Source organism: Dactylosporangium sp. CA-139066 (assembly GCF_050936175.1).
GTDB lineage: Bacteria > Actinomycetota > Actinomycetes > Mycobacteriales > Micromonosporaceae > Dactylosporangium.
In genome coordinates this window covers 2,692,984-2,713,505 of sequence record NZ_JBNJNH010000002.1, presented here as the reverse complement: position 1 = coordinate 2,713,505, position 20,522 = coordinate 2,692,984, and the positions used below count along the sequence as shown (strand labels likewise).

General features: G+C 70.1%; 47 protein-coding genes. 7 read left to right on the top strand and 40 right to left on the bottom strand.

Features of this window, described 5'->3' with window-relative positions:
• Nucleotides 1–78 precede the first annotated feature (78 nt).
• The 7 genes from ACQEVU_RS57550 to ACQEVU_RS57520 all read right to left on the bottom strand — a co-directional run bounded on the left by ACQEVU_RS57550 (nucleotide 79) and on the right by ACQEVU_RS57520 (nucleotide 3,606).
• Nucleotides 79–519, bottom strand: a complete 441-nt coding sequence (locus ACQEVU_RS57550; RefSeq protein ID WP_433339680.1) for a hypothetical protein — start codon at nucleotides 517–519, stop codon at nucleotides 79–81.
• A gap of 12 nt (nucleotides 520–531) precedes the next feature.
• Nucleotides 532–849: a hypothetical protein gene (locus ACQEVU_RS57545; protein ID WP_433339679.1), complete on the bottom strand. Its 318-nt coding sequence runs from the start codon at nucleotides 847–849 to the stop codon at nucleotides 532–534.
• A 122-nt stretch (nucleotides 850–971) separates the two neighbouring features.
• Entirely contained in the window at nucleotides 972–1,223 is a 252-nt protein-coding gene (locus ACQEVU_RS57540) for a hypothetical protein (RefSeq protein WP_433339678.1), read from the bottom strand.
• Nucleotides 1,220–1,426, bottom strand: a complete 207-nt coding sequence (locus tag ACQEVU_RS57535) for a hypothetical protein (RefSeq protein ID WP_433339677.1) — start codon at nucleotides 1,424–1,426, stop codon at nucleotides 1,220–1,222. Before ACQEVU_RS57535 ends, ACQEVU_RS57540 begins: the two co-directional genes overlap by 4 nt.
• Entirely contained in the window at nucleotides 1,423–2,754 is a 1,332-nt protein-coding gene (locus tag ACQEVU_RS57530; RefSeq protein WP_433339676.1) for a hypothetical protein, read from the bottom strand. The genes ACQEVU_RS57535 and ACQEVU_RS57530 overlap by 4 nt, the downstream gene beginning before the upstream one ends.
• Nucleotides 2,755–2,872: 118 nt before the next feature.
• Nucleotides 2,873–3,349, bottom strand: a complete 477-nt coding sequence (locus tag ACQEVU_RS57525) for a hypothetical protein (RefSeq protein WP_433339675.1) — start codon at nucleotides 3,347–3,349, stop codon at nucleotides 2,873–2,875.
• Nucleotides 3,346–3,606: a hypothetical protein gene (locus ACQEVU_RS57520; protein ID WP_433339674.1), complete on the bottom strand. Its 261-nt coding sequence runs from the start codon at nucleotides 3,604–3,606 to the stop codon at nucleotides 3,346–3,348. The genes ACQEVU_RS57525 and ACQEVU_RS57520 overlap by 4 nt, the downstream gene beginning before the upstream one ends.
• Nucleotides 3,607–3,784: 178 nt before the next feature.
• Here ACQEVU_RS57520 and ACQEVU_RS57515 point away from each other — a divergent pair, with 178 nt between their 5' ends.
• From ACQEVU_RS57515 to ACQEVU_RS57505, 3 genes are read left to right on the top strand one after another with little or no spacing between them, the layout of a single operon-like run.
• Complete coding sequence (locus tag ACQEVU_RS57515; RefSeq protein WP_433339673.1) at nucleotides 3,785–4,258, top strand: GntR family transcriptional regulator; 474 nt, start codon at nucleotides 3,785–3,787, stop codon at nucleotides 4,256–4,258.
• A gap of 23 nt (nucleotides 4,259–4,281) precedes the next feature.
• Complete coding sequence (locus ACQEVU_RS57510) at nucleotides 4,282–5,091, top strand: DUF5919 domain-containing protein (protein ID WP_433339672.1); 810 nt, start codon at nucleotides 4,282–4,284, stop codon at nucleotides 5,089–5,091.
• Nucleotides 5,088–5,666: an NUDIX hydrolase gene (locus ACQEVU_RS57505; RefSeq protein ID WP_433339671.1), complete on the top strand. Its 579-nt coding sequence runs from the start codon at nucleotides 5,088–5,090 to the stop codon at nucleotides 5,664–5,666. The genes ACQEVU_RS57510 and ACQEVU_RS57505 overlap by 4 nt, the downstream gene beginning before the upstream one ends.
• A 70-nt stretch (nucleotides 5,667–5,736) precedes the next feature.
• Here the strand turns inward: ACQEVU_RS57505 and ACQEVU_RS57500 are convergent, their stop codons facing one another.
• From ACQEVU_RS57500 to ACQEVU_RS57490, 3 genes are all read right to left on the bottom strand, one after another.
• Nucleotides 5,737–6,162, bottom strand: a complete 426-nt coding sequence (locus ACQEVU_RS57500; RefSeq protein WP_433339670.1) for a hypothetical protein — start codon at nucleotides 6,160–6,162, stop codon at nucleotides 5,737–5,739.
• A gap of 143 nt (nucleotides 6,163–6,305) precedes the next feature.
• On the bottom strand, nucleotides 6,306–7,700 hold the full coding sequence (locus ACQEVU_RS57495; protein ID WP_433339669.1) for a hypothetical protein: 1,395 nt from the start codon (nucleotides 7,698–7,700) through the stop codon (nucleotides 6,306–6,308).
• Nucleotides 7,701–7,831: 131 nt separating this feature from the next.
• Nucleotides 7,832–8,113 carry a hypothetical protein gene (locus ACQEVU_RS57490; RefSeq protein ID WP_433339668.1) on the bottom strand — a complete coding sequence of 94 codons (282 nt, stop codon included), beginning with the start codon at nucleotides 8,111–8,113 and terminating at the stop codon, nucleotides 7,832–7,834.
• A gap of 89 nt (nucleotides 8,114–8,202) precedes the next feature.
• Here ACQEVU_RS57490 and ACQEVU_RS57485 point away from each other — a divergent pair, with 89 nt between their 5' ends.
• Nucleotides 8,203–8,622, top strand: a complete 420-nt coding sequence (locus ACQEVU_RS57485; RefSeq protein WP_433339667.1) for a helix-turn-helix domain-containing protein — start codon at nucleotides 8,203–8,205, stop codon at nucleotides 8,620–8,622.
• Here the strand turns inward: ACQEVU_RS57485 and ACQEVU_RS57480 are convergent.
• Entirely contained in the window at nucleotides 8,619–8,897 is a 279-nt protein-coding gene (locus tag ACQEVU_RS57480) for a hypothetical protein (protein ID WP_433339666.1), read from the bottom strand. The two genes, ACQEVU_RS57485 and ACQEVU_RS57480, sit on opposite strands and share 4 nt — an antisense overlap.
• Before the next feature lie 57 nt (nucleotides 8,898–8,954).
• The gene (locus tag ACQEVU_RS57475) at nucleotides 8,955–9,551 is read right to left on the bottom strand and encodes a hypothetical protein (RefSeq protein ID WP_433339665.1); all 597 of its coding nucleotides are present in this window, start codon (nucleotides 9,549–9,551) and stop codon (nucleotides 8,955–8,957) included.
• Nucleotides 9,552–9,756: 205 nt separating this feature from the next.
• On the opposite strand from ACQEVU_RS57475, the gene ACQEVU_RS57470 reads away from it, so the two are divergent.
• Genes ACQEVU_RS57470 through ACQEVU_RS57460 form a run of 3 tightly spaced genes read left to right on the top strand, consistent with a single transcriptional unit; the run spans nucleotide 9,757 to nucleotide 10,570 of the window.
• Nucleotides 9,757–9,978, top strand: coding sequence for a hypothetical protein (locus tag ACQEVU_RS57470; RefSeq protein ID WP_433339664.1), 222 nt, complete (start codon nucleotides 9,757–9,759; stop codon nucleotides 9,976–9,978).
• Between the two features lie 32 nt (nucleotides 9,979–10,010).
• Nucleotides 10,011–10,187, top strand: a complete 177-nt coding sequence (locus ACQEVU_RS57465) for a hypothetical protein (protein ID WP_433339663.1) — start codon at nucleotides 10,011–10,013, stop codon at nucleotides 10,185–10,187.
• Nucleotides 10,184–10,570 carry a hypothetical protein gene (locus ACQEVU_RS57460; protein ID WP_433339662.1) on the top strand — a complete coding sequence of 129 codons (387 nt, stop codon included), beginning with the start codon at nucleotides 10,184–10,186 and terminating at the stop codon, nucleotides 10,568–10,570. The genes ACQEVU_RS57465 and ACQEVU_RS57460 overlap by 4 nt, the downstream gene beginning before the upstream one ends.
• Nucleotides 10,571–10,612: 42 nt before the next feature.
• On the opposite strand, the gene ACQEVU_RS57455 is transcribed toward ACQEVU_RS57460, so the two are convergent.
• From ACQEVU_RS57455 to ACQEVU_RS57320, 28 genes are read right to left on the bottom strand one after another with little or no spacing between them, the layout of a single operon-like run.
• On the bottom strand, nucleotides 10,613–10,735 hold the full coding sequence (locus ACQEVU_RS57455) for a hypothetical protein (RefSeq protein ID WP_433339661.1): 123 nt from the start codon (nucleotides 10,733–10,735) through the stop codon (nucleotides 10,613–10,615).
• The gene (locus ACQEVU_RS57450) at nucleotides 10,732–10,923 is read right to left on the bottom strand and encodes a hypothetical protein (RefSeq protein ID WP_433339660.1); all 192 of its coding nucleotides are present in this window, start codon (nucleotides 10,921–10,923) and stop codon (nucleotides 10,732–10,734) included. Before ACQEVU_RS57450 ends, ACQEVU_RS57455 begins: the two co-directional genes overlap by 4 nt.
• The gene (locus tag ACQEVU_RS57445; protein WP_433339659.1) at nucleotides 10,920–11,111 is read right to left on the bottom strand and encodes a hypothetical protein; all 192 of its coding nucleotides are present in this window, start codon (nucleotides 11,109–11,111) and stop codon (nucleotides 10,920–10,922) included. The genes ACQEVU_RS57450 and ACQEVU_RS57445 overlap by 4 nt, the downstream gene beginning before the upstream one ends.
• 17 nt (nucleotides 11,112–11,128) lie before the next feature.
• Nucleotides 11,129–11,347 carry a hypothetical protein gene (locus ACQEVU_RS57440; protein WP_433339658.1) on the bottom strand — a complete coding sequence of 73 codons (219 nt, stop codon included), beginning with the start codon at nucleotides 11,345–11,347 and terminating at the stop codon, nucleotides 11,129–11,131.
• Entirely contained in the window at nucleotides 11,344–11,631 is a 288-nt protein-coding gene (locus tag ACQEVU_RS57435) for a hypothetical protein (protein WP_433339657.1), read from the bottom strand. Before ACQEVU_RS57435 ends, ACQEVU_RS57440 begins: the two co-directional genes overlap by 4 nt.
• Nucleotides 11,628–12,041 (bottom strand): hypothetical protein, encoded by a 414-nt coding sequence (locus ACQEVU_RS57430; protein WP_433339656.1) that lies wholly within the window; start codon nucleotides 12,039–12,041, stop codon nucleotides 11,628–11,630. Before ACQEVU_RS57430 ends, ACQEVU_RS57435 begins: the two co-directional genes overlap by 4 nt.
• Nucleotides 12,038–12,349, bottom strand: coding sequence for a hypothetical protein (locus ACQEVU_RS57425; RefSeq protein ID WP_433339655.1), 312 nt, complete (start codon nucleotides 12,347–12,349; stop codon nucleotides 12,038–12,040). Before ACQEVU_RS57425 ends, ACQEVU_RS57430 begins: the two co-directional genes overlap by 4 nt.
• Entirely contained in the window at nucleotides 12,346–12,639 is a 294-nt protein-coding gene (locus tag ACQEVU_RS57420; protein WP_433339654.1) for a hypothetical protein, read from the bottom strand. Before ACQEVU_RS57420 ends, ACQEVU_RS57425 begins: the two co-directional genes overlap by 4 nt.
• A complete protein-coding gene (locus ACQEVU_RS57415) occupies nucleotides 12,636–12,938 on the bottom strand; it encodes a hypothetical protein (protein WP_433339653.1) in 303 nt (100 codons plus the stop codon). The genes ACQEVU_RS57420 and ACQEVU_RS57415 overlap by 4 nt, the downstream gene beginning before the upstream one ends.
• Complete coding sequence (locus ACQEVU_RS57410) at nucleotides 12,935–13,390, bottom strand: hypothetical protein (RefSeq protein ID WP_433339652.1); 456 nt, start codon at nucleotides 13,388–13,390, stop codon at nucleotides 12,935–12,937. Before ACQEVU_RS57410 ends, ACQEVU_RS57415 begins: the two co-directional genes overlap by 4 nt.
• On the bottom strand, nucleotides 13,387–13,668 hold the full coding sequence (locus tag ACQEVU_RS57405; RefSeq protein WP_433339651.1) for a hypothetical protein: 282 nt from the start codon (nucleotides 13,666–13,668) through the stop codon (nucleotides 13,387–13,389). The genes ACQEVU_RS57410 and ACQEVU_RS57405 overlap by 4 nt, the downstream gene beginning before the upstream one ends.
• Entirely contained in the window at nucleotides 13,665–14,201 is a 537-nt protein-coding gene (locus ACQEVU_RS57400) for a hypothetical protein (protein WP_433339650.1), read from the bottom strand. Before ACQEVU_RS57400 ends, ACQEVU_RS57405 begins: the two co-directional genes overlap by 4 nt.
• The gene (locus tag ACQEVU_RS57395; protein ID WP_433339649.1) at nucleotides 14,198–14,692 is read right to left on the bottom strand and encodes a hypothetical protein; all 495 of its coding nucleotides are present in this window, start codon (nucleotides 14,690–14,692) and stop codon (nucleotides 14,198–14,200) included. The genes ACQEVU_RS57400 and ACQEVU_RS57395 overlap by 4 nt, the downstream gene beginning before the upstream one ends.
• The gene (locus tag ACQEVU_RS57390; protein ID WP_433339648.1) at nucleotides 14,689–14,979 is read right to left on the bottom strand and encodes a hypothetical protein; all 291 of its coding nucleotides are present in this window, start codon (nucleotides 14,977–14,979) and stop codon (nucleotides 14,689–14,691) included. Before ACQEVU_RS57390 ends, ACQEVU_RS57395 begins: the two co-directional genes overlap by 4 nt.
• Nucleotides 14,976–15,665, bottom strand: a complete 690-nt coding sequence (locus ACQEVU_RS57385) for a hypothetical protein (protein ID WP_433339647.1) — start codon at nucleotides 15,663–15,665, stop codon at nucleotides 14,976–14,978. The genes ACQEVU_RS57390 and ACQEVU_RS57385 overlap by 4 nt, the downstream gene beginning before the upstream one ends.
• Nucleotides 15,662–16,003, bottom strand: a complete 342-nt coding sequence (locus tag ACQEVU_RS57380) for a hypothetical protein (RefSeq protein WP_433339646.1) — start codon at nucleotides 16,001–16,003, stop codon at nucleotides 15,662–15,664. Before ACQEVU_RS57380 ends, ACQEVU_RS57385 begins: the two co-directional genes overlap by 4 nt.
• Nucleotides 16,000–16,290, bottom strand: a complete 291-nt coding sequence (locus ACQEVU_RS57375) for a hypothetical protein (RefSeq protein WP_433339645.1) — start codon at nucleotides 16,288–16,290, stop codon at nucleotides 16,000–16,002. Before ACQEVU_RS57375 ends, ACQEVU_RS57380 begins: the two co-directional genes overlap by 4 nt.
• Nucleotides 16,287–16,469, bottom strand: coding sequence for a hypothetical protein (locus ACQEVU_RS57370; RefSeq protein ID WP_433339644.1), 183 nt, complete (start codon nucleotides 16,467–16,469; stop codon nucleotides 16,287–16,289). Before ACQEVU_RS57370 ends, ACQEVU_RS57375 begins: the two co-directional genes overlap by 4 nt.
• Entirely contained in the window at nucleotides 16,469–16,669 is a 201-nt protein-coding gene (locus tag ACQEVU_RS57365) for a hypothetical protein (RefSeq protein WP_433339643.1), read from the bottom strand. Before ACQEVU_RS57365 ends, ACQEVU_RS57370 begins: the two co-directional genes overlap by 1 nt.
• Nucleotides 16,669–17,184 carry a hypothetical protein gene (locus ACQEVU_RS57360; protein ID WP_433339642.1) on the bottom strand — a complete coding sequence of 172 codons (516 nt, stop codon included), beginning with the start codon at nucleotides 17,182–17,184 and terminating at the stop codon, nucleotides 16,669–16,671. The genes ACQEVU_RS57365 and ACQEVU_RS57360 overlap by 1 nt, the downstream gene beginning before the upstream one ends.
• On the bottom strand, nucleotides 17,181–17,525 hold the full coding sequence (locus ACQEVU_RS57355) for a hypothetical protein (protein ID WP_433339641.1): 345 nt from the start codon (nucleotides 17,523–17,525) through the stop codon (nucleotides 17,181–17,183). Before ACQEVU_RS57355 ends, ACQEVU_RS57360 begins: the two co-directional genes overlap by 4 nt.
• Nucleotides 17,522–17,818: a hypothetical protein gene (locus tag ACQEVU_RS57350; RefSeq protein WP_433339640.1), complete on the bottom strand. Its 297-nt coding sequence runs from the start codon at nucleotides 17,816–17,818 to the stop codon at nucleotides 17,522–17,524. Before ACQEVU_RS57350 ends, ACQEVU_RS57355 begins: the two co-directional genes overlap by 4 nt.
• Nucleotides 17,815–18,405: a hypothetical protein gene (locus ACQEVU_RS57345; protein WP_433339639.1), complete on the bottom strand. Its 591-nt coding sequence runs from the start codon at nucleotides 18,403–18,405 to the stop codon at nucleotides 17,815–17,817. Before ACQEVU_RS57345 ends, ACQEVU_RS57350 begins: the two co-directional genes overlap by 4 nt.
• Nucleotides 18,402–19,037: a hypothetical protein gene (locus ACQEVU_RS57340; RefSeq protein WP_433339638.1), complete on the bottom strand. Its 636-nt coding sequence runs from the start codon at nucleotides 19,035–19,037 to the stop codon at nucleotides 18,402–18,404. Before ACQEVU_RS57340 ends, ACQEVU_RS57345 begins: the two co-directional genes overlap by 4 nt.
• The gene (locus tag ACQEVU_RS57335) at nucleotides 19,034–19,720 is read right to left on the bottom strand and encodes a hypothetical protein (RefSeq protein WP_433339637.1); all 687 of its coding nucleotides are present in this window, start codon (nucleotides 19,718–19,720) and stop codon (nucleotides 19,034–19,036) included. The genes ACQEVU_RS57340 and ACQEVU_RS57335 overlap by 4 nt, the downstream gene beginning before the upstream one ends.
• On the bottom strand, nucleotides 19,717–20,079 hold the full coding sequence (locus ACQEVU_RS57330) for a hypothetical protein (protein ID WP_433339636.1): 363 nt from the start codon (nucleotides 20,077–20,079) through the stop codon (nucleotides 19,717–19,719). The genes ACQEVU_RS57335 and ACQEVU_RS57330 overlap by 4 nt, the downstream gene beginning before the upstream one ends.
• The gene (locus ACQEVU_RS57325) at nucleotides 20,076–20,330 is read right to left on the bottom strand and encodes a hypothetical protein (RefSeq protein ID WP_433339635.1); all 255 of its coding nucleotides are present in this window, start codon (nucleotides 20,328–20,330) and stop codon (nucleotides 20,076–20,078) included. The genes ACQEVU_RS57330 and ACQEVU_RS57325 overlap by 4 nt, the downstream gene beginning before the upstream one ends.
• Nucleotides 20,327–20,521, bottom strand: coding sequence for a hypothetical protein (locus ACQEVU_RS57320; protein WP_433339634.1), 195 nt, complete (start codon nucleotides 20,519–20,521; stop codon nucleotides 20,327–20,329). Before ACQEVU_RS57320 ends, ACQEVU_RS57325 begins: the two co-directional genes overlap by 4 nt.
• Nucleotide 20,522 lies beyond the last annotated feature (1 nt).

The window sequence follows — 20,522 nt, the reverse complement described above, 5'->3', positions numbered from 1 at the left end:
TCGGTGCGGGCCGCCGCCCACAACTTCTGGATGATCAGCGCGTAGACGGCGGCGCCGATGAGCAGTTCCACCGCCGGCCTACCTGCCCTTGGTGACGACGCGGCGGGCCATCAGCAGCGACACGACCACGCACGTGATCGCCAGGCCGATCGCCGAGGAGGTGCCCAGCCACACGCCGAGCGCCCCGTTGACCGAGCCGAGCAGCTGCCGGGACAGGTCGGTGACGGTGTCGCCGAGCTTCCCCGGCACGGCCCGGGCCACGGACGGCAGCACCATGGCCGTGTAGAGGGCGACCTGGTTGGGGATGCCGTCGACGAACAGGTCGATGGCCATCGCGGTGAACGCGCCGGCGAGGATGACGATGCCGACCCAGTCGGGGAAGAAGCCGATCAGGCCGGACACCCAGTCGCCGAGGAACGTGCCGGCGACGGCGGCGCCGCCGGTCACGGCGAGGATGAACGAGATCCAGGCGAGGGCCTTGATGCCCTTGGCCTTGTTGAAACCGCCACCGGGTCCCATGGCGTGCCTCCTTTAGTTGGTTGCGATTGCGATGAGTGCGGTCGTGATGACCGCGGCGAGCAGGAGCCGGGCCGGGTGCCGGGCGATCCACAGCAGCGGGGTCAGGACACCGACGACGGCGAGGGCCGCGAGCGGCACCGCGAGGCCGACGGTGTGGTTGTAGGCGATCCAGCCGGCATACAGGGCGGTGTTGCCGCCGGGGACGCGGTCGCGGTCCGGCATCCGCTCCGCCCACGCGGTGCTGAAGGTGGGCAGAGCGGCGGGGGTCCACCACGCGTCGCGCAGGTCGGCCAGGGCCTGCCGGCCCCAGCCATCGAACGTGTTGACCATGACGGAGAGTGGCTGTACTCTCGCGCGCGGGCTCGGGCCCGCGCGCGCCTTCTCGACCGCCACGGCAGGGCTTCCGGATCGGCTTCCGGATCCGGTTTCCACCGCATACGCGTCACTGATAGTCACGGCCGCCTCCTGTTCTCCGCGACGTCGAACCGTTCGACAAGCTGCACGATGTGCAGGGCCAGCTCCCGCGCCGCCCCGTCGGTGAGCCCCTTCGACGCGGCTTTCGCCGCCTGCGTCGCGGCGATGACCTTCTCGTGGCCGGTCTGCGCGGCGATCCCCGCCTGGCGGTGGAACGCGATCTCGTTCGCGCGCCGCTGGTCGGCCTTCTGCTGACGCCGCTCCGCCGGGGTGCCCTTGAGCGCCATCACGCCCCCTGACCTGCGGCAATGCGCTGCTGACGGTCGTGGAGCGCGGCGTACCAGACGGCCGCGCCGAACGCGACGCCACCGAACGCGATGCCGGTGTAGCCCTGCACGGTGCAGCCGGCCCGGTCCGCGGCGAGCGCCACGACCGCGAACGAGCCGGCGACGATGCCGGCCACGTGGGCGGCGCGGCGGTAGTCGGGGGTCATGACGCGGCTCCGATCAGGGGGCGGTTGCCGTTGATCCGGGGTGCCGGAACACGGTCAGGGTCGTCGTCGCCGGTGCCGGCACCGTCCTGGGCGGGGGTGCCGCCGGGGGTGCCGGAACCGTCATCGGGGTCGGGGTTCTGGCGCAGCCCGAGGGTGTCGAGAAGCCGGATCGCCCGGGGGCGTCCGACACCCAGCACCCTGATCGCCCGCTTCGTCGGCACGGTGCCGTCGGGGTTCCGCGGCACCCTCGCCGGGTCCCGCAGCACCGCCAGCAGCTCGTCGTCGCCGGGGGTGCTGTCAGGGGTGCCGCCGCTGGTCACGGCGGGTGCCGGGGTGCCGGAACCGGTGCCGTTGGCCCGGGGTGCCGGGGTGCTCGCGGTAGGGGTGCCGGGGTGCAGGACGGGGGTTCCGGCACCCACCGACAGGGGTGCAGCACCCCCGGCGCTGGCACCGTTCAGGGGTGCCCCGGTAGGGGTGCTGCACCCCGGTGTCGGGGGTGCCGGAACCGGGCGTGCCGGCGCCTGCGCGGCAGGGGTGCCGGGGTGCTGCGGGTCGGCCGGAACCGGGGTGCCGGGGGTGCCGGAACCCTGGGGGTGCCGGTCCCGCTCCGCCGCGACGGCAGCCCACGGCGACGCCATCTTGATCTCCGCCAGGTCGGCGACGCTCCGCAGCACCGCCACCTGCTCGACGAGTCGGTCACGCTGCACCGGGTCGAGGGTGGCGCCCGACGCGCGGACGGCCTTCGCGAGACGCTGGGTGCGCCGCGGCACCCAGCCGGTCGCGGTCGCGAGCCGGGCTGCCTTGTCCCGGGCCCGGTCGCGGGTCCGCTCGGCGGCTTTCCGTTCGTCGTCGCCGAGGCCGAGCCGGGACAGGAACCGCTCCCGGAACTCGGCAACGATCCGCGCCCACGTGCCCGTCTTGACGCCGGAGTGGACCTTGACCTCGATGCCGAGCGCCAGGTGGAGAGTGATCAGGGCCAGGATCGGGCCGAAGAACGCCCGCAGCGCGCCGGCGACCGGGCCGTCCAGCGCGATCGCCATGAACGTCGCCGCCGAGCACATGGACAAGGCGACGAGCTGGGCCGCGCCGGGCTTGCCGTCGCGGCGGACGCTGTGCCGCATCGCGTAGCCGCAGGCGACCAGGGTCAGTTCGCCGACGCCGCAGATGGCGGCCAGTTCGGCGGAGATGCCGTGGATGGGCAGGCCGTTGATGCCCATGTGTCCGTGGAAGTAGCGGGCCGCGGTGTCCAGGGACAGGCCCGAGCACACGAGCGCGACGAGGTAGAACGGGCCGGTGCCCTTGGGGCGGTCAGTGCTTGGCGTGCTCATCGTGGTCACCTCCTCCACGGGTTAGGCCCGGCCGGGGGCGCGACGGGGGACGCTGCTCCCCGGCCGGACGTTGGAGCCCAGCCGCCGCCTTGTGACGGCGGCCGGGGGTCTGTGAGGGTCACGCCGTCGCTCCGGTGGAGGCCCGGCCGCCGCCCGACGGGGGACGGACGGCAGCCGGGGGCTTCTGGGCGAGGGTGATGGCAGCGCCGAGCCCGGCGAACAGGTCGCCGGCGGCGGCCGGGGTGAGCTGGGCGGCGACGTCGCCGACGAGGAGGGTGATTTCGACGTCGTAGACGCCGCTGTCGCGGTCCTCGTAGCCGGTGACGGTGACGGAGGCGGTGATGTCGCCGCCCTCGGCGTCCGTCCCGGTGACGTACTCGACGGTGCGGGTGTGGATGCGGTCGCTGATGATCTGGTGTCCGCCGGGCGCGATGTGGGTGTCGCCGCCGTGGCAGCCGGGCCCGCCGGGCTGCTCAGCGCACCACGGGAGCGGGCACGGGCCCCAGCCGGGCGTCGCGACGATGCGCGGCTCGGCCGGCTGGGGGACGGCGCGGCGGCGGGTGTGGAAGTCGACGGGGATCACGGCAGTGGTCATGCGGCGGCCTCCGTGGTCTGAGTGGTCTTCGGCTTGGGGCCGAGGAGCTTCGTCACGGCGGACGGCGATATGCCGAGCAGGCGAGCAATCCAGCTGCGCTGACGCCCTTCACTCCACCGGAGTGCGCGGACGGCGCTGCGGTACTTGCGCGACTCGTCAGGGCTCAGGGTCTGCCGCTGCTGGACTGCGGCGCGGAAGGCGAGGGCCACGTCAACGGGACTTGGCGTCTCGCCGGCGGTGTGGTCCAAAACCTCCACCACGCCTCCTTGATCTGGGTCTGGGTCGCCTGATCGACAACCGGTTCACTGCATACACTGTGACACAGTGCATGCAGTGCGGTCAACCACGACACGACGCCCGGACTTCTTCTGCGGCGCCAAACTGTGCTGAACTGTCACGACAGGGTGAACAGTGTTGGACAGGGTGGAGGGGTGGATGGCAGGGGAAAGCGTTGGCCCGGTCGGGTACCGGAGGATCTCCGACGACCTCAAGGACAAGATCGAACGCGAGGTCTACCCCGTCGGCGGAGCGCTCCCCTCCTACGACAGCCTCGCCGAAACCTACGGCGTGAAGGTCGGCGTCGCCCGCAACGCCGTGTACTCACTCCGCGACGAAGGCATCGTCAACGTCACCCCCGGCATCGGCACCGAAGTTCGCCGCAAGCCGAGCGACATCCCGCCCCCGCCGGACATCCCGGCCCGGCTCGACGAGGTCGCGGCCACCGTGCAGCGCATGTCCGACCAGATCGACGGGCAGATCACCCCCGACCTCGCCGACCTGCGCGAACAGCTCGGCGTCCTGCAAAGCCAGATCATGGACCTGTACGCCAAGCTCGGCCTCACCAACCCCCAGCAGCAGCCGGCCACCGCCCCCCGCCGGGCCGGAGGCAGAACCGCCCGATCGGCATGACCGCGCTCAGGACGGGACACCACATGCCCGACGCCACACCGAACAACGTCATCCAACTCCGCCGCCGCCACGACTTCGCCAGCTCGGCACGGAACACCATCACCGCCGTCCGGCGAGTGCTCGAGCAGACCGAAGGGCAGTTCGCCGCCACCCTCGCCGAACATCTCGGCTGGACCCCAACCTCGGCCGCGGTCCGCGGATGGGAAACCACCGGCGCGGTCCCGCCCGGCGACGTCCTGCTCGCGGCCCAACATCTCGCACGGGCCGCTGGCGCCGCCGAACTGCCGCAGGGACTCGGCGGCGACCCCGACGTGGTGTACGCGTGGGCCGCACGCCGCGACCTGGCCCGCCCGGAATGGCAAGACATGATCCGCGACTGCCAGGAGTACCTGTGGTTGTACGGGCTCTCCGAGCAGGGCTACGCCAATGACGCTGACGTGCCGCGCCTGCTCCGGGACGCCGCCGGCCGCGGCTGCGACATCCGCATCCTGCTTCTCAACCCCGACTACCCGGGCATCGCCGACATCGACGCCGCCGAGGGCAGCCCGCCGGGAACCCTCGCTGCGCGCATCCGAGGTGCCCTGCACCGCTTCCACCGCATGGCGGCACGCTGCGGCGGGCGGATGCACATCCGCACCTACGACGTGCCGCCGACCGCGTCGATCGTCCGCGGCGACAACCGGATGCTGACCACCCCGGCGTTGCGCTACCTCACCGGCGGCGACTCGCCGACATTCCTGCTCGAGTCCACACCTGCTGGGCAGATGTTCCGCACCTACGAGCAGCACTTCCACCAACTCTGGGACGACGCCAAGGAGCAGGCCGCAGCATGACGAACTGGACCGCGAAGATGCGCGACGCCGAGCTCATCGAGTCCGAGGTGATCCTCGAGACTCCGAAGCGGTGGGTGCGCGAGCAGCTGCGGATGCCCGACGGGGCGATCATCGATTGGTTCTACACGGACAATCCGTCGTCGGTCGTCGTCGTCCCGATCACTGCCGACGGCGGCGTGGTCCTGGTTCGGCAGTACCGGCACAACCTGAAGCGGGACACGCTCGAGCTGCCGGCCGGAATCGTGTCCAAGGGCGAGGATCTGGACAAGGCGGCGCTGCGCGAGCTTGTCGAGGAGACCGGCTACGATCTCGCCGACGCCGGCCACCTGCATCCGCTCGGCGCGTTCTACGCCCGCCCCTCAGAGACGGCCGGCTACTCGCACCTCTATCTGGCTTCACCGGTTTTCAAGTCTGGCGCCGCGCAGCTGGACACGGAGATTGAGCAGTACTTCGACATGTCGGTGGTGACGATGCCGCTGGGCGAGGCGATCGCGGAGATCGGGCGGTCGATCAATGGCCTGGAGACCCTCGGCGCGCTGCTGCTGGCCCAGCGGCAGCTGGCGACGTTACGCTGAGGCCCGCCAGGGCTTCGCCGCGAACCGCCCCGCGCTCTTCGGAGCCGGGGCGGTTTCGTCGTGACCTGCCTCAAGGGCGGCAGATCTCAGGGCTGGCCTGCGCTTCGGCGAGGCTGGCCAGCGCCTCCAGGGCAGTCTCCAGCGCGGTGCGCGCCTGCAGGTCCAGAGGTCCGCGGGGGTCGAGCAGGGCGGCGAGCCGGTCGAGGGCGTTGCCGGTGTTGACCCGTGGGCTAGGCGGCGGGCCGGACGGCGGTTCGGCGTCGCCAGCAACGATGCTGCGCGCGGTACCGAAGGGCCAGCGGAGCGCCTGCTCCAGGCGCGCGATCGTGGCTGGGTCGTAGTTGGAGCGCCTGGCCTTTTCGATCTCGGCCAGGACGCGCTCCGACATGAACGCCGCGGCGGCGAACGACTGCCGCGTCTTCATGCCCAGTTCGACGCGTCGCGCTACGACCGCCTGTCCGAGTCGCTGCCAGTCCTCGGTCTTCTCGAGAGTCATCGTTTCGTCCGTTCGTCAAGATGATCGGGGGCAATGTGGCGTGTATGTCGCGTGCCGGGAGGTTCGCGCGCGCTGATGCTCGCGGCTCCTCGGCGTCGTTACGGTCTGGCCCGGAGGTGGCCTGTGCGCTGCGGTCCGGGCCGTCATGCGGCTCTGCGTTCGCATCCTGGATGCGTTGTGGCGCCGAGGCGCGGGTCAAGGCTCTCGCCACAGATTGCGCACCCAACGTAGTCAAGTGGTCGCTCACTGCTGGCTGACGCCCTCGCGACGTGCCCAGAAATCCCCAACCTCGGGTTTTTGGGTTCAAGAAGAGACGGCTGCTGCGACGTCGCCAGTGCGTCAGATTGGGGATTTCTGGGCACGTCCGCCGGTGCACTTCTGGACCACACCCGCTCCAGCACCGGCACCTCGACCTCGCCGCTGATCACGTACCGCCACCCTTGACCGCCATCGGGGGCGTCGTCCTGGTGCAGCAGCCCGATCAGATGCAGCGCCTGAAGCTCCCGGTCGACCGTCGTCCGGGGCTTCTGGAGCCGCTTCGCGACCTGCGTGTAGGTGCTGCCCGGATGCTGGTAGACGTCCCAGAGCGCATCCAGCCGCAGCGGCGGCATTGAGTCGCCTGCGGCGTGCACAGCAATCGACACCGCGTACTCCTCGGTCATGCCCAGCGACAGCCCGCCCCGCACGATCTGCGCCAGCATCTTCGCGAAGCGGGTCGGCATCTCGGGCGCTTCGGCGCTGACGACGTCGCCTCGGTAGTCGCGCTGGACGGCGGTGCGGCCGAGCGTGATCAGGTTCGCGACCCGAAGCAGATCGTCCTGCACCTGTTCGCTGAGGACGGCGAGTTCGGGGTTGACGTGCTTGAGCACGTCGCCGACCGCCTCGGCAAGTTCTGCCCGCATCTGCAACTCGTCGCCGACGTTCAGCAGCGACTGGCGGCCGGCGGCGAGCCGGACCACCGTCGCCGAGGAGTTCATGCGGTACAGCACGAACCGGTCACCCATCGCTGCGATCACGCCGTGCGCCGAGTCGTACGCGGTGGTGCATGCGGCAACGACGACGATCCGGCCGTCCCAGGTGAGGATGACGCCGCCGTCGGCACCGACTTCGCGGTCCCAGTGTCCGTCGTAGACCTCGCGGAGTGCGCCGAGGACTTCGTTGCGGCGTTCACTGTTCATGCTGATGATGCTGGTGAAGTCCTTGAGGACGAGGATGCCGCGTTCGCCGATGCGCCGCAGCAGACCGCCGGTGGCTTTGGCGGAGCGTTCCTTCTTTGACGTACCGGACAGCAGGGCGGCTTCGCCGGTGACTTTCGAGCTCGTGAGTGCCCCTGCTCCGGTGAGTGCCATGACGGTTTCAGTCTTGGCATTGCCGGAGCCGGAGATGAGGATGAGCCAGCACGGGTCGCCGTCGAGTTGCTCCACTGCCGCTGTCGCGCAGGTGGCGTCGATGGCACCGAGGTCGTAGCTGTCGCCGAGCCAGCGGCGGAACCGCGTGTGGAGCGTTTGCAGGTGTTCGGGCTCCTCGGCGTTGCTCACGGGCACCGCCGCGGTGTCGCGGTCTTGGTTGTGTTCGTCGTATGCTCGGGGGCGAGCATGATGGTTGGACCTCCCTAGTCCAATCCGGGCCCGGCAATGCGGTGGTCAGACCGCGCCGGGCCTTCTGCTTGTCAGGACTCGGGACGGGCCGGCAGGCGGATCTCGAAGAGGTCCTCGAACTTGGGCGCCTTCGCGCGGCGTCGCCGGGCGATCGCAGCAGTGCCAGCCATGATCTCGACGATGGTGCGGTCGCCGACGCGGTTGTCGTGCTTGGCGCGGTGAAGGTTGAGCGGGCGCATCTCAAGCTGCCGCGCCTGCCCCTCGACGGACAGGAGGCTCAGCTCGCCCATGAATTCCTGGAGGCGGTCCCACCGGAGGTGGATTCCACTCTCGACGGTTGATCCTGCTTTCATGGAAGCGATCTTAGCATCATTCTGCGGAAGTCACTTCGCGCGGCGAGGGCTGCGCCATCTTCTGTGTGGGCGCGCGGCATACTGGCGGCATGGCGGACGGCGAGCGTGGACCCACGCAATTCGGGTTCTACCTGCTCAAGCGGATGACCGAGAAGGGCATGCATCGGCAGCTCGACCTGGTCAAGGCCACCGGCATCAGTGCCGCTACGGTCAGCCGTCTCACCTACAGCGACGAGTACACGCCGGACGTGCGCACGCTACAGCGACTCGGCGACGCCCTCGACGTGCCCGTCACCGATCTTGTGGCGCGCTGGACTGGCGGCGTGCGCCACGGCGGACGGGGGGCTATCCCCCCGACGTTGGTCGAGCTGGCCAGCCTGATCGAGGACGACTCACTGCTGACCGCCGAGGAGCGCGACCGCCTGGAGACGATCCTGCAGGCGCTCACGGACACCTACCGTGGCATCGTGGCGCCGCGCTGGGCGCAACGGGCGGCCGAGGCCGGTTAGCGGTCCCGTTCGTCTACCTCGGATACGTGCGCCACGAACGTCAGCTCGACGTGGCCGCTGCCGGCTTTCCGGAGCTGCAGGTCGTACTCGTGCAGGTTGCTGATCTTCCCGCCGCTACGTTTCACAGCGTCGGCGAGGAGTTTGACGAGGAGACTTTCGACGGTGGACAGCTGCGCGGGGTCGTCGAGGTCGACGGTGCGGCTGAACGGGTCAAGGCGCTCTTTGTGCTGGTTTCGGCGGAGCTGCATCTCGTAGCGCTGCAGAGTCACGGTCACCGTCCGGGTTGCGAGGGGCGCGCAAGGTGACCCTGAGGATAGCGGCTGGCCGGCGCGTCAGGCCGGTAGCCAGTCGCCGCAGCCCCGGGTCACCAGGGTCTCGTCGCCTTTCTGGACGGTAACCCGCGCCGACCTTGCCCCGGTGATGAAGTTGTTCGCCAGGATCTTCCCGCCCGCATTGCGCTCCCAATAACAATCTTGGACGCCGCCGAGTGTCTGATACGTGCCCGGTTGGACGTCCTCGGGAACGAGGTGGGTGCCGTCGGCGAATCCACGCTGCGCTTTTCGCCACGTCGGCAGATACTGCGGGCAGTCCTGCAGGTCGGCCTCCTCGACCTCACCCTTGTTCTCGATGAACACCTCGAGCAGCGCATCTCCGTGACTTTTCGAGGCTTGGCAGGCGTCAACAGCGAATGAGGTTTCGCAGGCGTCGCTGTTGGGTTGGAGGATCTGACTCTTCTGGGGGTCGCAGTTCCGCCAGGTGACCACCAGCTTCGATGGCGACACGGATGGGGTGTAGCTGGGTACAACGACGCCGGGTCCGGGGCTGTACACGCCGGGTGTGGGCGCTGCTGTAGCGGATGCCTCCGGGTTGCTGCTGTTGCCGCATGCGGTGAGCAGGGCTAGGGCGGCGAGTGGCAGCAGGCGGCGCACGGTGAACCTCCTCGGTTGCGGATCCCCGATCCTTCCGAGGCGGCGGACACCTGGCAACTGGACGGTTGGCCGCCTGAACGGTCCGAGGGGTGCGCGGCGGCTGGCCAGTCCGCTGACCGCTTCCGCGTCGGCGCTCCAGTGAATTCCAGCCTTGTAGTTCGCCTGGCACCCTTGACCTGCCAAAACGTCGAGCGATCATGGGCTGATGGTGGAGGCGGTGCTGCACGCGGACGGGTGGCGGGTCGAGGCGGTGTGGTGCGACCTCGACGACTCCGGCGACCGCATGTGGCATCGCGCCGTCGACCCGTGGGGTGCCAAGCACTGGTGTACGACCAGCCAGCTGCAGGAGTTGCTGCACCGGCACGGGCTCGACGTCGGCGACCTGACGCCGGTGGCAACCCGCCGCCGCGCCCACATGACCACGTGACCGGGTCGGGCCGACCCGGTATGGTCGAACGTATGGCCGACCAGCAGCCCGACACCCGAGGCGACTACTTGGACGAACGCGGCGTCCTGATCACCGCCGCCGGCCGGGCCCGGATGCGGGCCAAGCTCGACGAGCTCGCCACCCGGTGGACGCCGGAGCAGCGCGAAGAGCGCCGCCGGGCACTGCTGGCCCGCATCACCTCCCGGTGATCAACGCCCAGCTCACCCTCGACACCTCCACCGTGCTCGCCTACGTGGCGGGGTCCACGGGCCTCGGTGAACTCCTCGGCGAGGTCGCGGAGGAGAAAGCGGCTGTCGCCGTCCCCGCGATCTGCCTCATCGAAGCGGGCGTCCAGCTGGACGAGGCGGCATGGCCGATGCTGGACGTTCTCACCGGCCACCCGTCGGTTGTCGTTGTCGGGCTGGATGCGGATGAGTGGAAGGCGCACGCTTCGGCGGCGGCCCTGTTCGGCGGCCCCGGGTCGGGTGCGGCGGCACTTCTCGTCGCACGCGGCCAGGCGTGGTATGTGGCGACCCGAACCCCGGACGCGTACAGCGACGGTGTCGACACGGTGGTCATCGAGGATTTCTGAACTGCCAGTCTGGCGCCAGTTGCGTCCAGACTGGCAGCAGCGTCAGGCCGGCCCGTCGAGGCCGAGCCGGCCGGCCAGGCCCGGGTCGACGAGCAGGCCGGGATTGTCCTCGGCGAGGCGCAGCACGGCGGCCGAGGGCGCGCCGGCCGGCAGCGGCGTGCTCACCGCTTCTCCTTGATCTTCGGCCACAGCACGGCCGGGGTCTGATCCTGGTCGCCGTGCTCCCACCGGATGTGGCTGAGCAGGTCGCCGAACGCCGCGTCCGGGTCGGAGTCCTCGTCGACGTCCGGGTCGGTGAACGCGGTCGTGTGCGGGCAGAACGGGCACGCCAGGTGGCGCAGGGCGGCGGTCACCGAACGACCTCGATGCCGGCCAGGTCCTGCACATGGAACTGGCGCACGGTGTCGTCGACGGTCACGGTGAACACGCCCTGCTGGCCGGCGAGGAAGGCCTCGACGACGCTGCCGATCGTGCCGGACGCGCCAGCGTTGGAGACGGTGCAGGTGCGGCCGTCGGTGAGGTGGAGCTTCAGGTCAGCCATGAGCTTCTCCTTCAGGGTCAGGCGCCGGGCTCGTGTTGCATCCGCCGCGGCGCGGGCTCGTCCAGGTGCTGCATCACTTCGCCGAGCGTGACCAGCCGGGCGACCGCCGAGGCGTAGTTCACGGCCACGAAGCCTCGGCCCTCCTGCCGCCGAGAGTTCGCGGCCAACCGGGCGAGGCGGACGTCCTCCTGCGCCTTCGCGAACTCGGCCTCAAGCCAGCGGCGGAGGTCGCTCACCGGGTCGCCTCCCGGAATCGGGTCGTGCGCCGGCACCGCGGGCAGTTGACGTGCGACAGGTCCATCACCTGCCCGGCGAATCGGCTCCCGGCGCCGGCCTCGCCCCAGCCGCGCTCGCCGCACAGCGACGTCAGCTCCGGGTAGTGGTGGTCCCAGCCGCCGAAACTGTCGTGGTGGGCGATCGTGTCCTCGGCGGCGTGGACGGTCGTCGACCCACGCTCGCACGCGGCCCGGGACGGTAGCAGCGCGGCGAGGTCGCCGGTGCGTTCGTAGACCGCGGTCACCGCCCCACCCCCTCGCGCAGCACCTCGCGGGCCAGCCGGACGATCTCCATGAGGTCGGCGAGGTGCGCCAGGTGCGCCTCTGTCATCCGCATCTGGCGGTCTGTGTCGTCGAGGCTGTCCATCGCGGCGGCGGCCCTGTCGAATAGCGCGGCGAGGCCCTCGGGGACCGGCGGGTGCATGAGTTCGATCAGCCGGGCGTCGGCGTGCCGGGTCCGCGGGTCGCCGGCCAGGACGGCGATCGCCTGCCCGGTGCCGCGTTTCGCGACCGCGCCGACGAGGGCGATGCTGTTCTTGCGGTTCGTCTCGCCGACGGACATCCACGGGCCGGGGGTCACGTCGACCAGGTGCCCGCGAACGTGCCCGGCGGCCCGGCGTAGCAGGTCGGCGTGCTCCCTGAGCTTCGCGTTCACCACGCACCTCGCTGCCGCCGGACCGCGTCGGCCTCTGGCGTGTCGATCGGCTCGATCGCCACCCAGCTCGTGCCGGCGGGCGCCCCGGTCCACGCCTGTATGTACCAGGAGCCGTCACCTCGGACCTTCCAGCCCAGCCCGGCGAGCTCGGCGACGGCGCGGTCCCGCGGCGACTGGTCCTCGGCGAGATGCCGGCTGGTGAACAGCATGCGGTGGACCATCTGCCCGGTGCGGGCGTACAAGCTCCAGCCGTTCCGGCCGAGGTTGTCGAGGACCGCGTATCCGTACGTCGAGGGGACGGCGCTCACCGGGCCACCCCTTCGGCGTCGAGGAGCGCTTTCGCCTCAGCGTGCGGACATTGCTCGCCCGGCTCCAGCGACAGGTAGCCGTGGGCCTGGCAGCCGCCGTGATGGTCGAACCAGCAGTCGTCGGAGTCGAGCAGGTCCCGGATGAGCCGGAGCAGTCTGCTCCGGTCCTCGCGGATCGCATCGCAGGCCACCTCCCAGCGGTCCTGCGCGGACCGCGTCTGCTCGGTGTGCAGGGCAACGGAGGCGTCCTCGAAACGGGACAGGAGGCGGTTGAACTCCTCGGCGTTCACGCGGACACCTCCTCGTGCTCGTCGCGTTCGACGCAGCAACGCATGCAGCGGTCGTCGACGCCGTAGGGCCGGTCGACCGGCACGAACTCGTGCGGCTTCAGCCGGCACGGGCCGCACAGGTCTTGGCCGCCGACGGACACCGGGTCGCGGCCCGGGTCGTCGTCCCACTGCTCGTTGATCTCCTCGCGGGCCTCCTCGACCGAGTCGAAGTGCCTGATACCGCCGTCCATGTCGACGTCGATGTTCTTGCCGCAGCCGTCACAGACCAGCAGGTAGCACGTGATCGTCTTCGCGCTCATCGAACCTCCTCCATCGCGAACGCCGCCCCTACAGCGGCGCCGATCGTCTTCACCGGCCCGCACGGCCACGGCTGGCCGCAGCCGCCGCAGAACGGCGTCTCACACCCGCACTCGCCGCCGAACACGGGCCCGTTCTCGCCGAAGCCGTGGAACACCTCGCCGGTGCCGCCGCACGCCCCGCACGAACCGGTCGGTGACGGGACCGGGCCGGGCGCCTCATGCCGCCAGTGCTCGACCAGCAGCGCCTCGAACGCGGCGATCGAACGGCTCAGCCGGTCGTGGTGACCGGTCCAGGCCCGCGCCGGCGCCAACTCCTTGCGCCAACGATCGAGCCGCCGCGCGACCTCCCGGACCTCACCGCCGTGCGCCGGGCAGCCCTCGACGAACGTCGGCGGGTCCGCGGCGAACGGGTCGTCGCAGGTGCAGGAGTCTTCCCAGTTCAGGCCGGTCACCGGGCGACCTCCGGCGCCAGCTGGAATACGTGGGCGAACCCGTCGGCGTCCCACACGAACCAGCCGCCGGGCTGCTTCACAACCCAGTCGCCATGCACAGCACCGTCGAGGCCGAGATCCAGCACCGAGTAGATGCCGGTCTCCGGCGAGCCGTCCACGCGGATGTCGGCGCCGCACCAGTCGGCGACCGCACCCCAGTCGGTGTCGGTCTCGTGCAGCCGGACCGCCTCGACGACATACGACGGGTCGGCCTTCATGACATAGCGGGTGTAGCTCATCGCGTTACCTCCGTCTGATCGATAGCGGCGTAGCGGGCCAGCACCGGCCGCAGCTCGGCGTCGACGCCGGGCAGCAGCAGATCCGCGTCGGCAAGCAACGCCAGGACCGCCCGTGCCTGCCCGACACTCCTGGATACGACAAGGTCATCGACGATCCGCGCGGCCTCGGCGAGGAGCGGCGACCGGGCTTCCATCCGGCGCTGCCACGAGACGAGCAGATCCCGGTGTTCGCGGCCGATGTCGGCCTGGTCGTGGCCGGCGACCGGGCTGGCGTCGACCTCATCGGCGAGCGCGATCAGACCGTCGACGACCGGCGCGCACGGGAAGGTGCCCCAGTTGTCGCGGTGGTCGCCGCACTCGCGGATCGACTCGGCGATCGCCCGCAGGTGCGCGGTGGGAATCCAGTCGGCGTACTCGTATAGGCCGGTCAGCCGGTACGGCGAGGACAGGGTCCGGGTGCCGCCCTTGTCGGACATGACGGCACGGACGCGGCGGCCCGGCACAAGCCGGGTGATCGGGCTTGCGGCGGTCATCGGCCCACCTCCTCAACCCGTTCAGGCGGGGCGCACGACCGCGCGTGTCCACCCCGCTCGCCACACCGGTCACACGTCGGCGGCCCGACCTCGGTCGGCACGGGTACCAGCAGCCACAAGTCGTAGCGGTCCGGCCAGCCCTCGGCGAGGGCCCGCGCGCGACGCTCAGCGACCCGCTTGGATGCTGCGCCCTCGTCCGTGTAGATGATGTTGCCGAGGGTCCGCTCGACACCCTCGGCGTCGGTGTGAACGACCACGAACCGGGCGTTCACCGCCCCAGCTCCTCGTCCAGCCGCCTCGGGCGCGTCCCCGCCGATGGCCTCGATGTCGAACGACCGGACCGTGTCGAGCGGGATGTAGGTGCGGGGGAACTTCCCGACGACGAGGCACCGCGACGCGTTGTCGATCTTCCAGCCGCAGTCCGGGCCGACCGGGAAGTACATGTGCTGGTGGTCGTGGTACAGGACGACCAGCTGGGTGCGGGCGGTCATCGTGGACCCTCCTGATCGACGCTGATCGGCATGAACCGCAGCGAGAACACGGCGAACACCTCGGCCTTGCGCTTCGCAGCCAGCGCGTCCGCCTCGGCGCGGGTGTCGCAGTAGCTGTACCAGCGGTCGCCAGGGTCGTCGGGGTCGCCGCCGCGAACCTCCCAGCGGGACTCCAGGTCGCCGAGCGCGAGGACGGCGTCGGCCAGTGCGCCCGTTGCGGCGTTCGGCCCGCAGGACCGCAGCGCCTGGACCAAGCGGCGACGGAGGAGCTCCTCGGGGGCGGTCATCGGGCCACCTCTACGAGCTCGCCGAGCGGCTCAGCCTTCGCCGCGTCGTACCGTCCGACGCCCCACCGGATCGCGTGGCACGCCCACAGGTACGACCAGTGCCACTCGGCAAGGTCCCACTCCCACGCGTCCACGAAACGGAACTCCTGCTCAACGCCAGCCCGGTCGGCGTAGCGGTACCTGAACCGCTGGAGGAACTCCTGCGCGCCGTCGGCGTCCTCGTGGTTGAACTCGTCGGTCAACGCCGCCTCGACCGCGGCGGCCAGGCCCGGCTGGTCATCGTCGACCGGCGCCAGGTCCACGTCGGCCTCGACGGCGTCGGTGACGTGCTCGTCGACGAGCAACCGGAACAGGTCCATCGAGTACGTCTCCAGCGCCCGGCGGTCGCCGACGAGCTTCTCCGCCCAGTAGCCGGGGTTGATGTCGCCGGCGCCGCGGAAGAACGCGAACATGTCGTCGGCGCGGCGGAACGTCAGCGCCGACTCGACGTCACCGGTGATCGTCAGATGCCCCGGCCAGGTGATCAGGTCGAAGCGGTGGATGGCGCGGCCGGGGGTCGCGCAGCGGATGTGCCGGTACAGGCCGTCGTCGTGGAGGATCGTCAGCTCGTGGCTGGCGGTCTCGCGGGCGAAACGCTCCTTCGACTCGGCGAGGAGCAGGGCGTGGCGGGCGTAGGACGTGGTCATCGGGTCACCGCACCGAGCCGGGTCAGCACCTCGGACAGCCGTTCCGCGTCCAGCGCGTGGAAGCGCCGCAGGTCCTCGGCCTCGTCGAAGCCATGGCGCGCGCAGCTGTCGGCGCCGCACGGGCAGCCGGTCGGGCCGGGCAGGAGCACCACGTGCCCCTCGGCGCACGCCACCCGCCAGCCGGCACCGTCCGGGTGGGCCGGGTCCGGCATCCACGAGTCGTCGGCGACGGTCAGCAGGCCGCGGGACAGCCCGATCGACGCCGTCCAGTCCAGAAACAGGTCGGCGTCACAGTCGGGCATCGGGCACTTGATCGGGTCGTACTCGTCGCGGCTCATCGGGCTACCTCCTTGTCGATCCGGATCTCCTCGACCGCACCGCCGTTGATCTGCACGACCTTGGTCCGGTAGTGCGCCTTCTCGGCCTCGGTCAGTTCGCGGGTGGTGGCCTTCGGGAAGCGGACGTTGACGAGGCCGAACCCGGCGGCCCACTGCCCGATCCAGTCGGTGTCGGTTTCGCCGTAGATGACCGCGAGAGCGGGCTTGTCGCGGGAGATATCGCCAAGCTTGTGGTGGGCGACTGTCGCCATCATGTAGCGGTCCGTGGGGAACGGGTCGTTGCTCATTTCGTCTCCTCGGGGGTCTCGGCCCGGAACCTCGCCCGGGCCTCTTTCGTCATCTCGCGCAGTTCGTCGCGGTTGTCGTCGTGCAGGCCCCACGCGGCGATCCGCAGCAGCGTCTGGAACGCCCACTCGGACGGGCCCAGCTCGTCGAGCTCGGCGCGCAAGCCAAGGTTGTCGGCCATCAGGCACCCTCCCGGAGCTTCACGCCGACCTGGATGAGGTCGAGCAGTTCCTGCGCCCGGTGCGGGTCCTTCGTCGCCAGCAGCCGCAGCGCGTACACCACGCCGCGCATGTCGTGCCCGCCCAGCGCCTTGTGGAAGATCGCCTCGACGTCGGCGGCGGACAGGCGGGCCGCCCACTCCTGCGCGGTCTCGGTGGCCATCAGGCGCCACCCGCCGGCGTCGCAGCGGCACCGCGGGTCCGCCACACCTCGTCCGGGTCGTAGTCGAGCGCGTCGAGGTACGCGGGCCGGCTGAACCCAGCCCGGTTGAACGCCGCGTCGCACCGATCCCGCAGCAGCAGGAACCAGCACCACTTGCAGTCGTTGCAGCACGGGTCCGCACCGCACTCTGATTCGAAGCTGAGCGTCAGCCCGTCGAGAATGTTGCGGACCTCGGACAGGAACTGCGCATCGACGGCGCCGCCCGGTGTCAGGCTCGCCCGGAGCCGCTGCACCGAGTCGACCTCGCGGACGTACAGCCAGTCGTGGATGCCTTCGACGTGGTCGCGGTCGTAGTCCAGGCTCAGGTCCCGGTGGTAGTCGCGGAGCTCGTCGCCGAGCGGGCGCACCACCTCCGGCGCTGCGGCCGTGTCCATGTCGAGGACCCAGTCGATGTCGTCGAGCAGGGTCGGGTCGATCTGGACAGCGCCGCGGTGGTGGCGGGTCACGGGGCTCATCGGGTCACCTCGGCCGCGATCTCGCCGATCCGCTGCGGGTTGAACACGAGCCGGTCCCGGTCGACGCCGAGCCGCTCGCACAGCAGCAGGAACGCCAGGTTCGCGTTCGTCATGTGGGAGCCGTTGCGCAGCGCGTTGTCGATCGAGCCGAGCATGTCGAGCACGTCCTGGTCGGCGAGGCGCTCCAGCTCGCACAGCAGCGCCTGCACGTCGTGGCCGACGAGGTGCCGCAGGTCGGCCTCGGCCGCCTCGTGGTCAGCGTCCGGCTCGAGGTTGCCGGCCAGGAGTGCCTCGGCGTTGCACTGCCGGCGGGAGATCAGGTCCGGGTCCAGGTCCGTCATCGGGCGCTCGTCTCGGTCAGCCCGATCTGCTCGGCGATCTCGCCCAGGTCGTGCCCGAAGTGCGGGGTGCCGTCGACGTCGGGGCCGAAGTCGTCCATGCCCGAGCCGAACGCGACGATCCGGCCGTCGGTGACGGTGGCGATGTTGAGGTCGTCGTGGTCGAACTGGGCGCTGGCCCAGCGGAGCGCCGTCTCGCGGCGGGCGAACTCACTGCTGACGCAGCGGTACTCGACGCCGTGGCCGGACTCGTTCAGCCACGCGTGCTGGGTGACGATCAGGAAGTAGGTTCTCATCGGGTCGCCTCCAAGGCGGCGTCGGGGTCAGGCGTGTACCAGTCGGGCGGCCCATCGAGGCGCGTGTAGGCGTGGGCGAACTCGCGCCCACCCGCCTTGCCCCAGGCGCGGCTGCCGTCGCGGCGGTGCAGGACGAAGGTGACGATCTGGTCGCCGGGGCCGTCGAGGTAGTCGCCATCGACGTAGGCGGCGCCGTCCGGGGCCTCCCACCACGAGCCGACCGGGGCAGGGCGCTCCACCCAGCCGGAAGGACGGGGGCGCCAAGCCGGGTCGTCGGGCTCGAACACGCCCACACAGTCACCGAGGACGCGGAGGATGTCGGCACCGTGTCGCTGGACGAGTTCGACACCGACGAGGGCGCCGTCGGTGCTGTCGTGCTCGTCCGCACGGTACGAGATACAGCCGACGAGCGGGCCGCGAATCTTCCGCGGCACGTCGATCGTGCACTCGCCGCGCGTCCACGAGTGCACGTAGCAGCCGTCGTCGAACGGGGCGCCGTCCGCATCGCGGGGCGACTCCTCGTGCGTGATCCGGTACGACCAGCCGGCGGCGTGCAGGGCGCGGATGAGGGCGGGAATCGTGGTCATCGGGCATCCACCGCCGCTGCGACGTCGCTGGTCAGCGGACCGAGCGCGCCCGTGGGCTGATTGACCGTAGCGTCGAATGCCTCGTCGAGGGCGCGGTGCCGCTTCCGCTTCCGTCCGTACCGGATGCCGTCGATTTGAACGGCCTGTTCATACGTCAGCTCACCTCGGTCAATCCTTTCATTCAGTCCGTTGTCGAGCACGGTCTGCAGCAGGACGTCGCCAGTCTCGGCGTCCCGGGGCGCCCCGAGGTCGATGAAGCCGCCGACGTACTCCATAGCCTCGACGTGCGTGATGCCAAGCGCCTTGGCTATGAACCCGACAGTCCGTTCGGCCATCCGGCCCTGCTTTGCCCTAGCCTTCTCGGCCAGGGCTACCGCCTCGTCGCGCTGAGCGCGCATTCGCTCTATCTGGTCTCGCAATTGCTGAACGACAGGTGTCACCGCCTCGCTGGCCGCAGTGCGGAGCGCCGCGATCTCGCTCTCCATCGCCGCCTGCCGGCGAGCCCAGGCATCGCGGTCCGCGGTCAGTTGCGCCTGGAGCTTCATCGCGCGGTCCATCGCGCCGTCGCGGTCCCGCTCCAGGTCTAACCATTGCTGGCGGGTCTCGGCCGCGCGGCCATGCTTGCCCTTCACGCCGCAACTCCGGCGGCGGCACGGGCGACGTCGAGAGTCAGCGGTCCGAGATGGCGTGGGCCAGTCTCGCTGGAGCTGTCCGAGCGGGCGGCGGCAATGAACTGCCGTGCAAACTCTCGGTACTCATCCCTGACCCCGTCCTCACGCCAGCGAAGGTTCTTTTCGCCGTTACCCATCCCGACGCCGAGGCCGAGGCGGTAGGTCGGACCACTGCTGCGGACCCCTGCGTCGAAGTCGGAGATTGGCGACGTGAGACCGTCATCGAAGTTGACTGGGCCTAGCCGGTCGAGTTGCCGAGCCCGACACACGCCCGCGATAAACCCAAGTGCGGTAATCGAGGAGAGTCCATACTCGGCCATCAGTGCCCGCGCGATGTTGATTTCAAGCTGCGCCGTCTCAAGCTGGGAGGATCTGATCGCATCCTCCAATGCCTCGGCGTACCGCCGCGCGCGCTCCAGCTTGAGCCGAAGGTCTTCCGTCTCGGGCGAGGTCGCCTCCGTCGCAGCCTCGCGCAACATGCGAAGCTCACGACTCGCGGTCTCCGATTCCCTTTGCGCTCTTTCGCGCTGCTCCGCAAGCGCCGTCTCGGCTCGGACGGCCCGCGCCAAGGCACTGTCGCGCTCCGACTCGATCGCCGAAACGTCGCGACGAACCGCCGCCGCCTGTGAGTGCTTGCCTTTCACACTTGCCTCCCTGGCGCCGGAATGGGACGGAAACTACGGGTACCGCGGTGCTGGGCGCTGGCTGGCGCCGACTTCATCAGGGCCTCGATTCGCTGGAGTTCTTCGCGGCGAAGCTCGACGAGTTCGGCAGCGACGCGAGCCTCGTGCTCGCGCGCCGCTGCCTCCTTCTTCTTGGCAGCCCTTGCGGCGGTCTTGGCCTCGGCCCGTTCAAGCCGCTCCTCGGCCGAGCGAAGGCGGCGCTGGGCCCGCTCATAGTCGAGCATCAGCTTGTTCGTGGAACGGTCGACCTCCGCCTGGTACTCCGGCGTGATCGGATCGCTTCGGAACGCTCGTGCCGGCACGTTGTGCTTGAGCTTCATGCTGTAACACCCGCACGTCGAGCCTCGCTGAGCGCCGAGACGGCACGGTCTCGCTGCCCCTGAACGCGTCGCAGTTCGCGGCGCAGGGCTTCAACTCGGGGTGAGGTGCCTTCAGCGAGCTGGGCGCGCAGGATCTGCACCTCGTTGCCCCAGTTGGCAAGGGCTTGGTCGCGCTCATCGCGCGCCTCGTTCCGGTCTTTGGTGAGCTGGACGATCTGGCGGCGGTATGCCTGTTCAAGGTCTTCGTTCACAGGAAGTTCCGTTCGTTGTGGCGATCAGGGGTTGCGCTTGAGGCGGCGAGGAGTAGATGGCCGTTGTGGCTCCGGAAGGTGCCGTCAGCCGATGTGGAGAATGTGGAGATCTCCACATTCGGCGGGTCGCGGTGATCGAAAATCACGCAGATCGACGTACCGCGATCGATGGCACTGAGCTGTGAAAACACG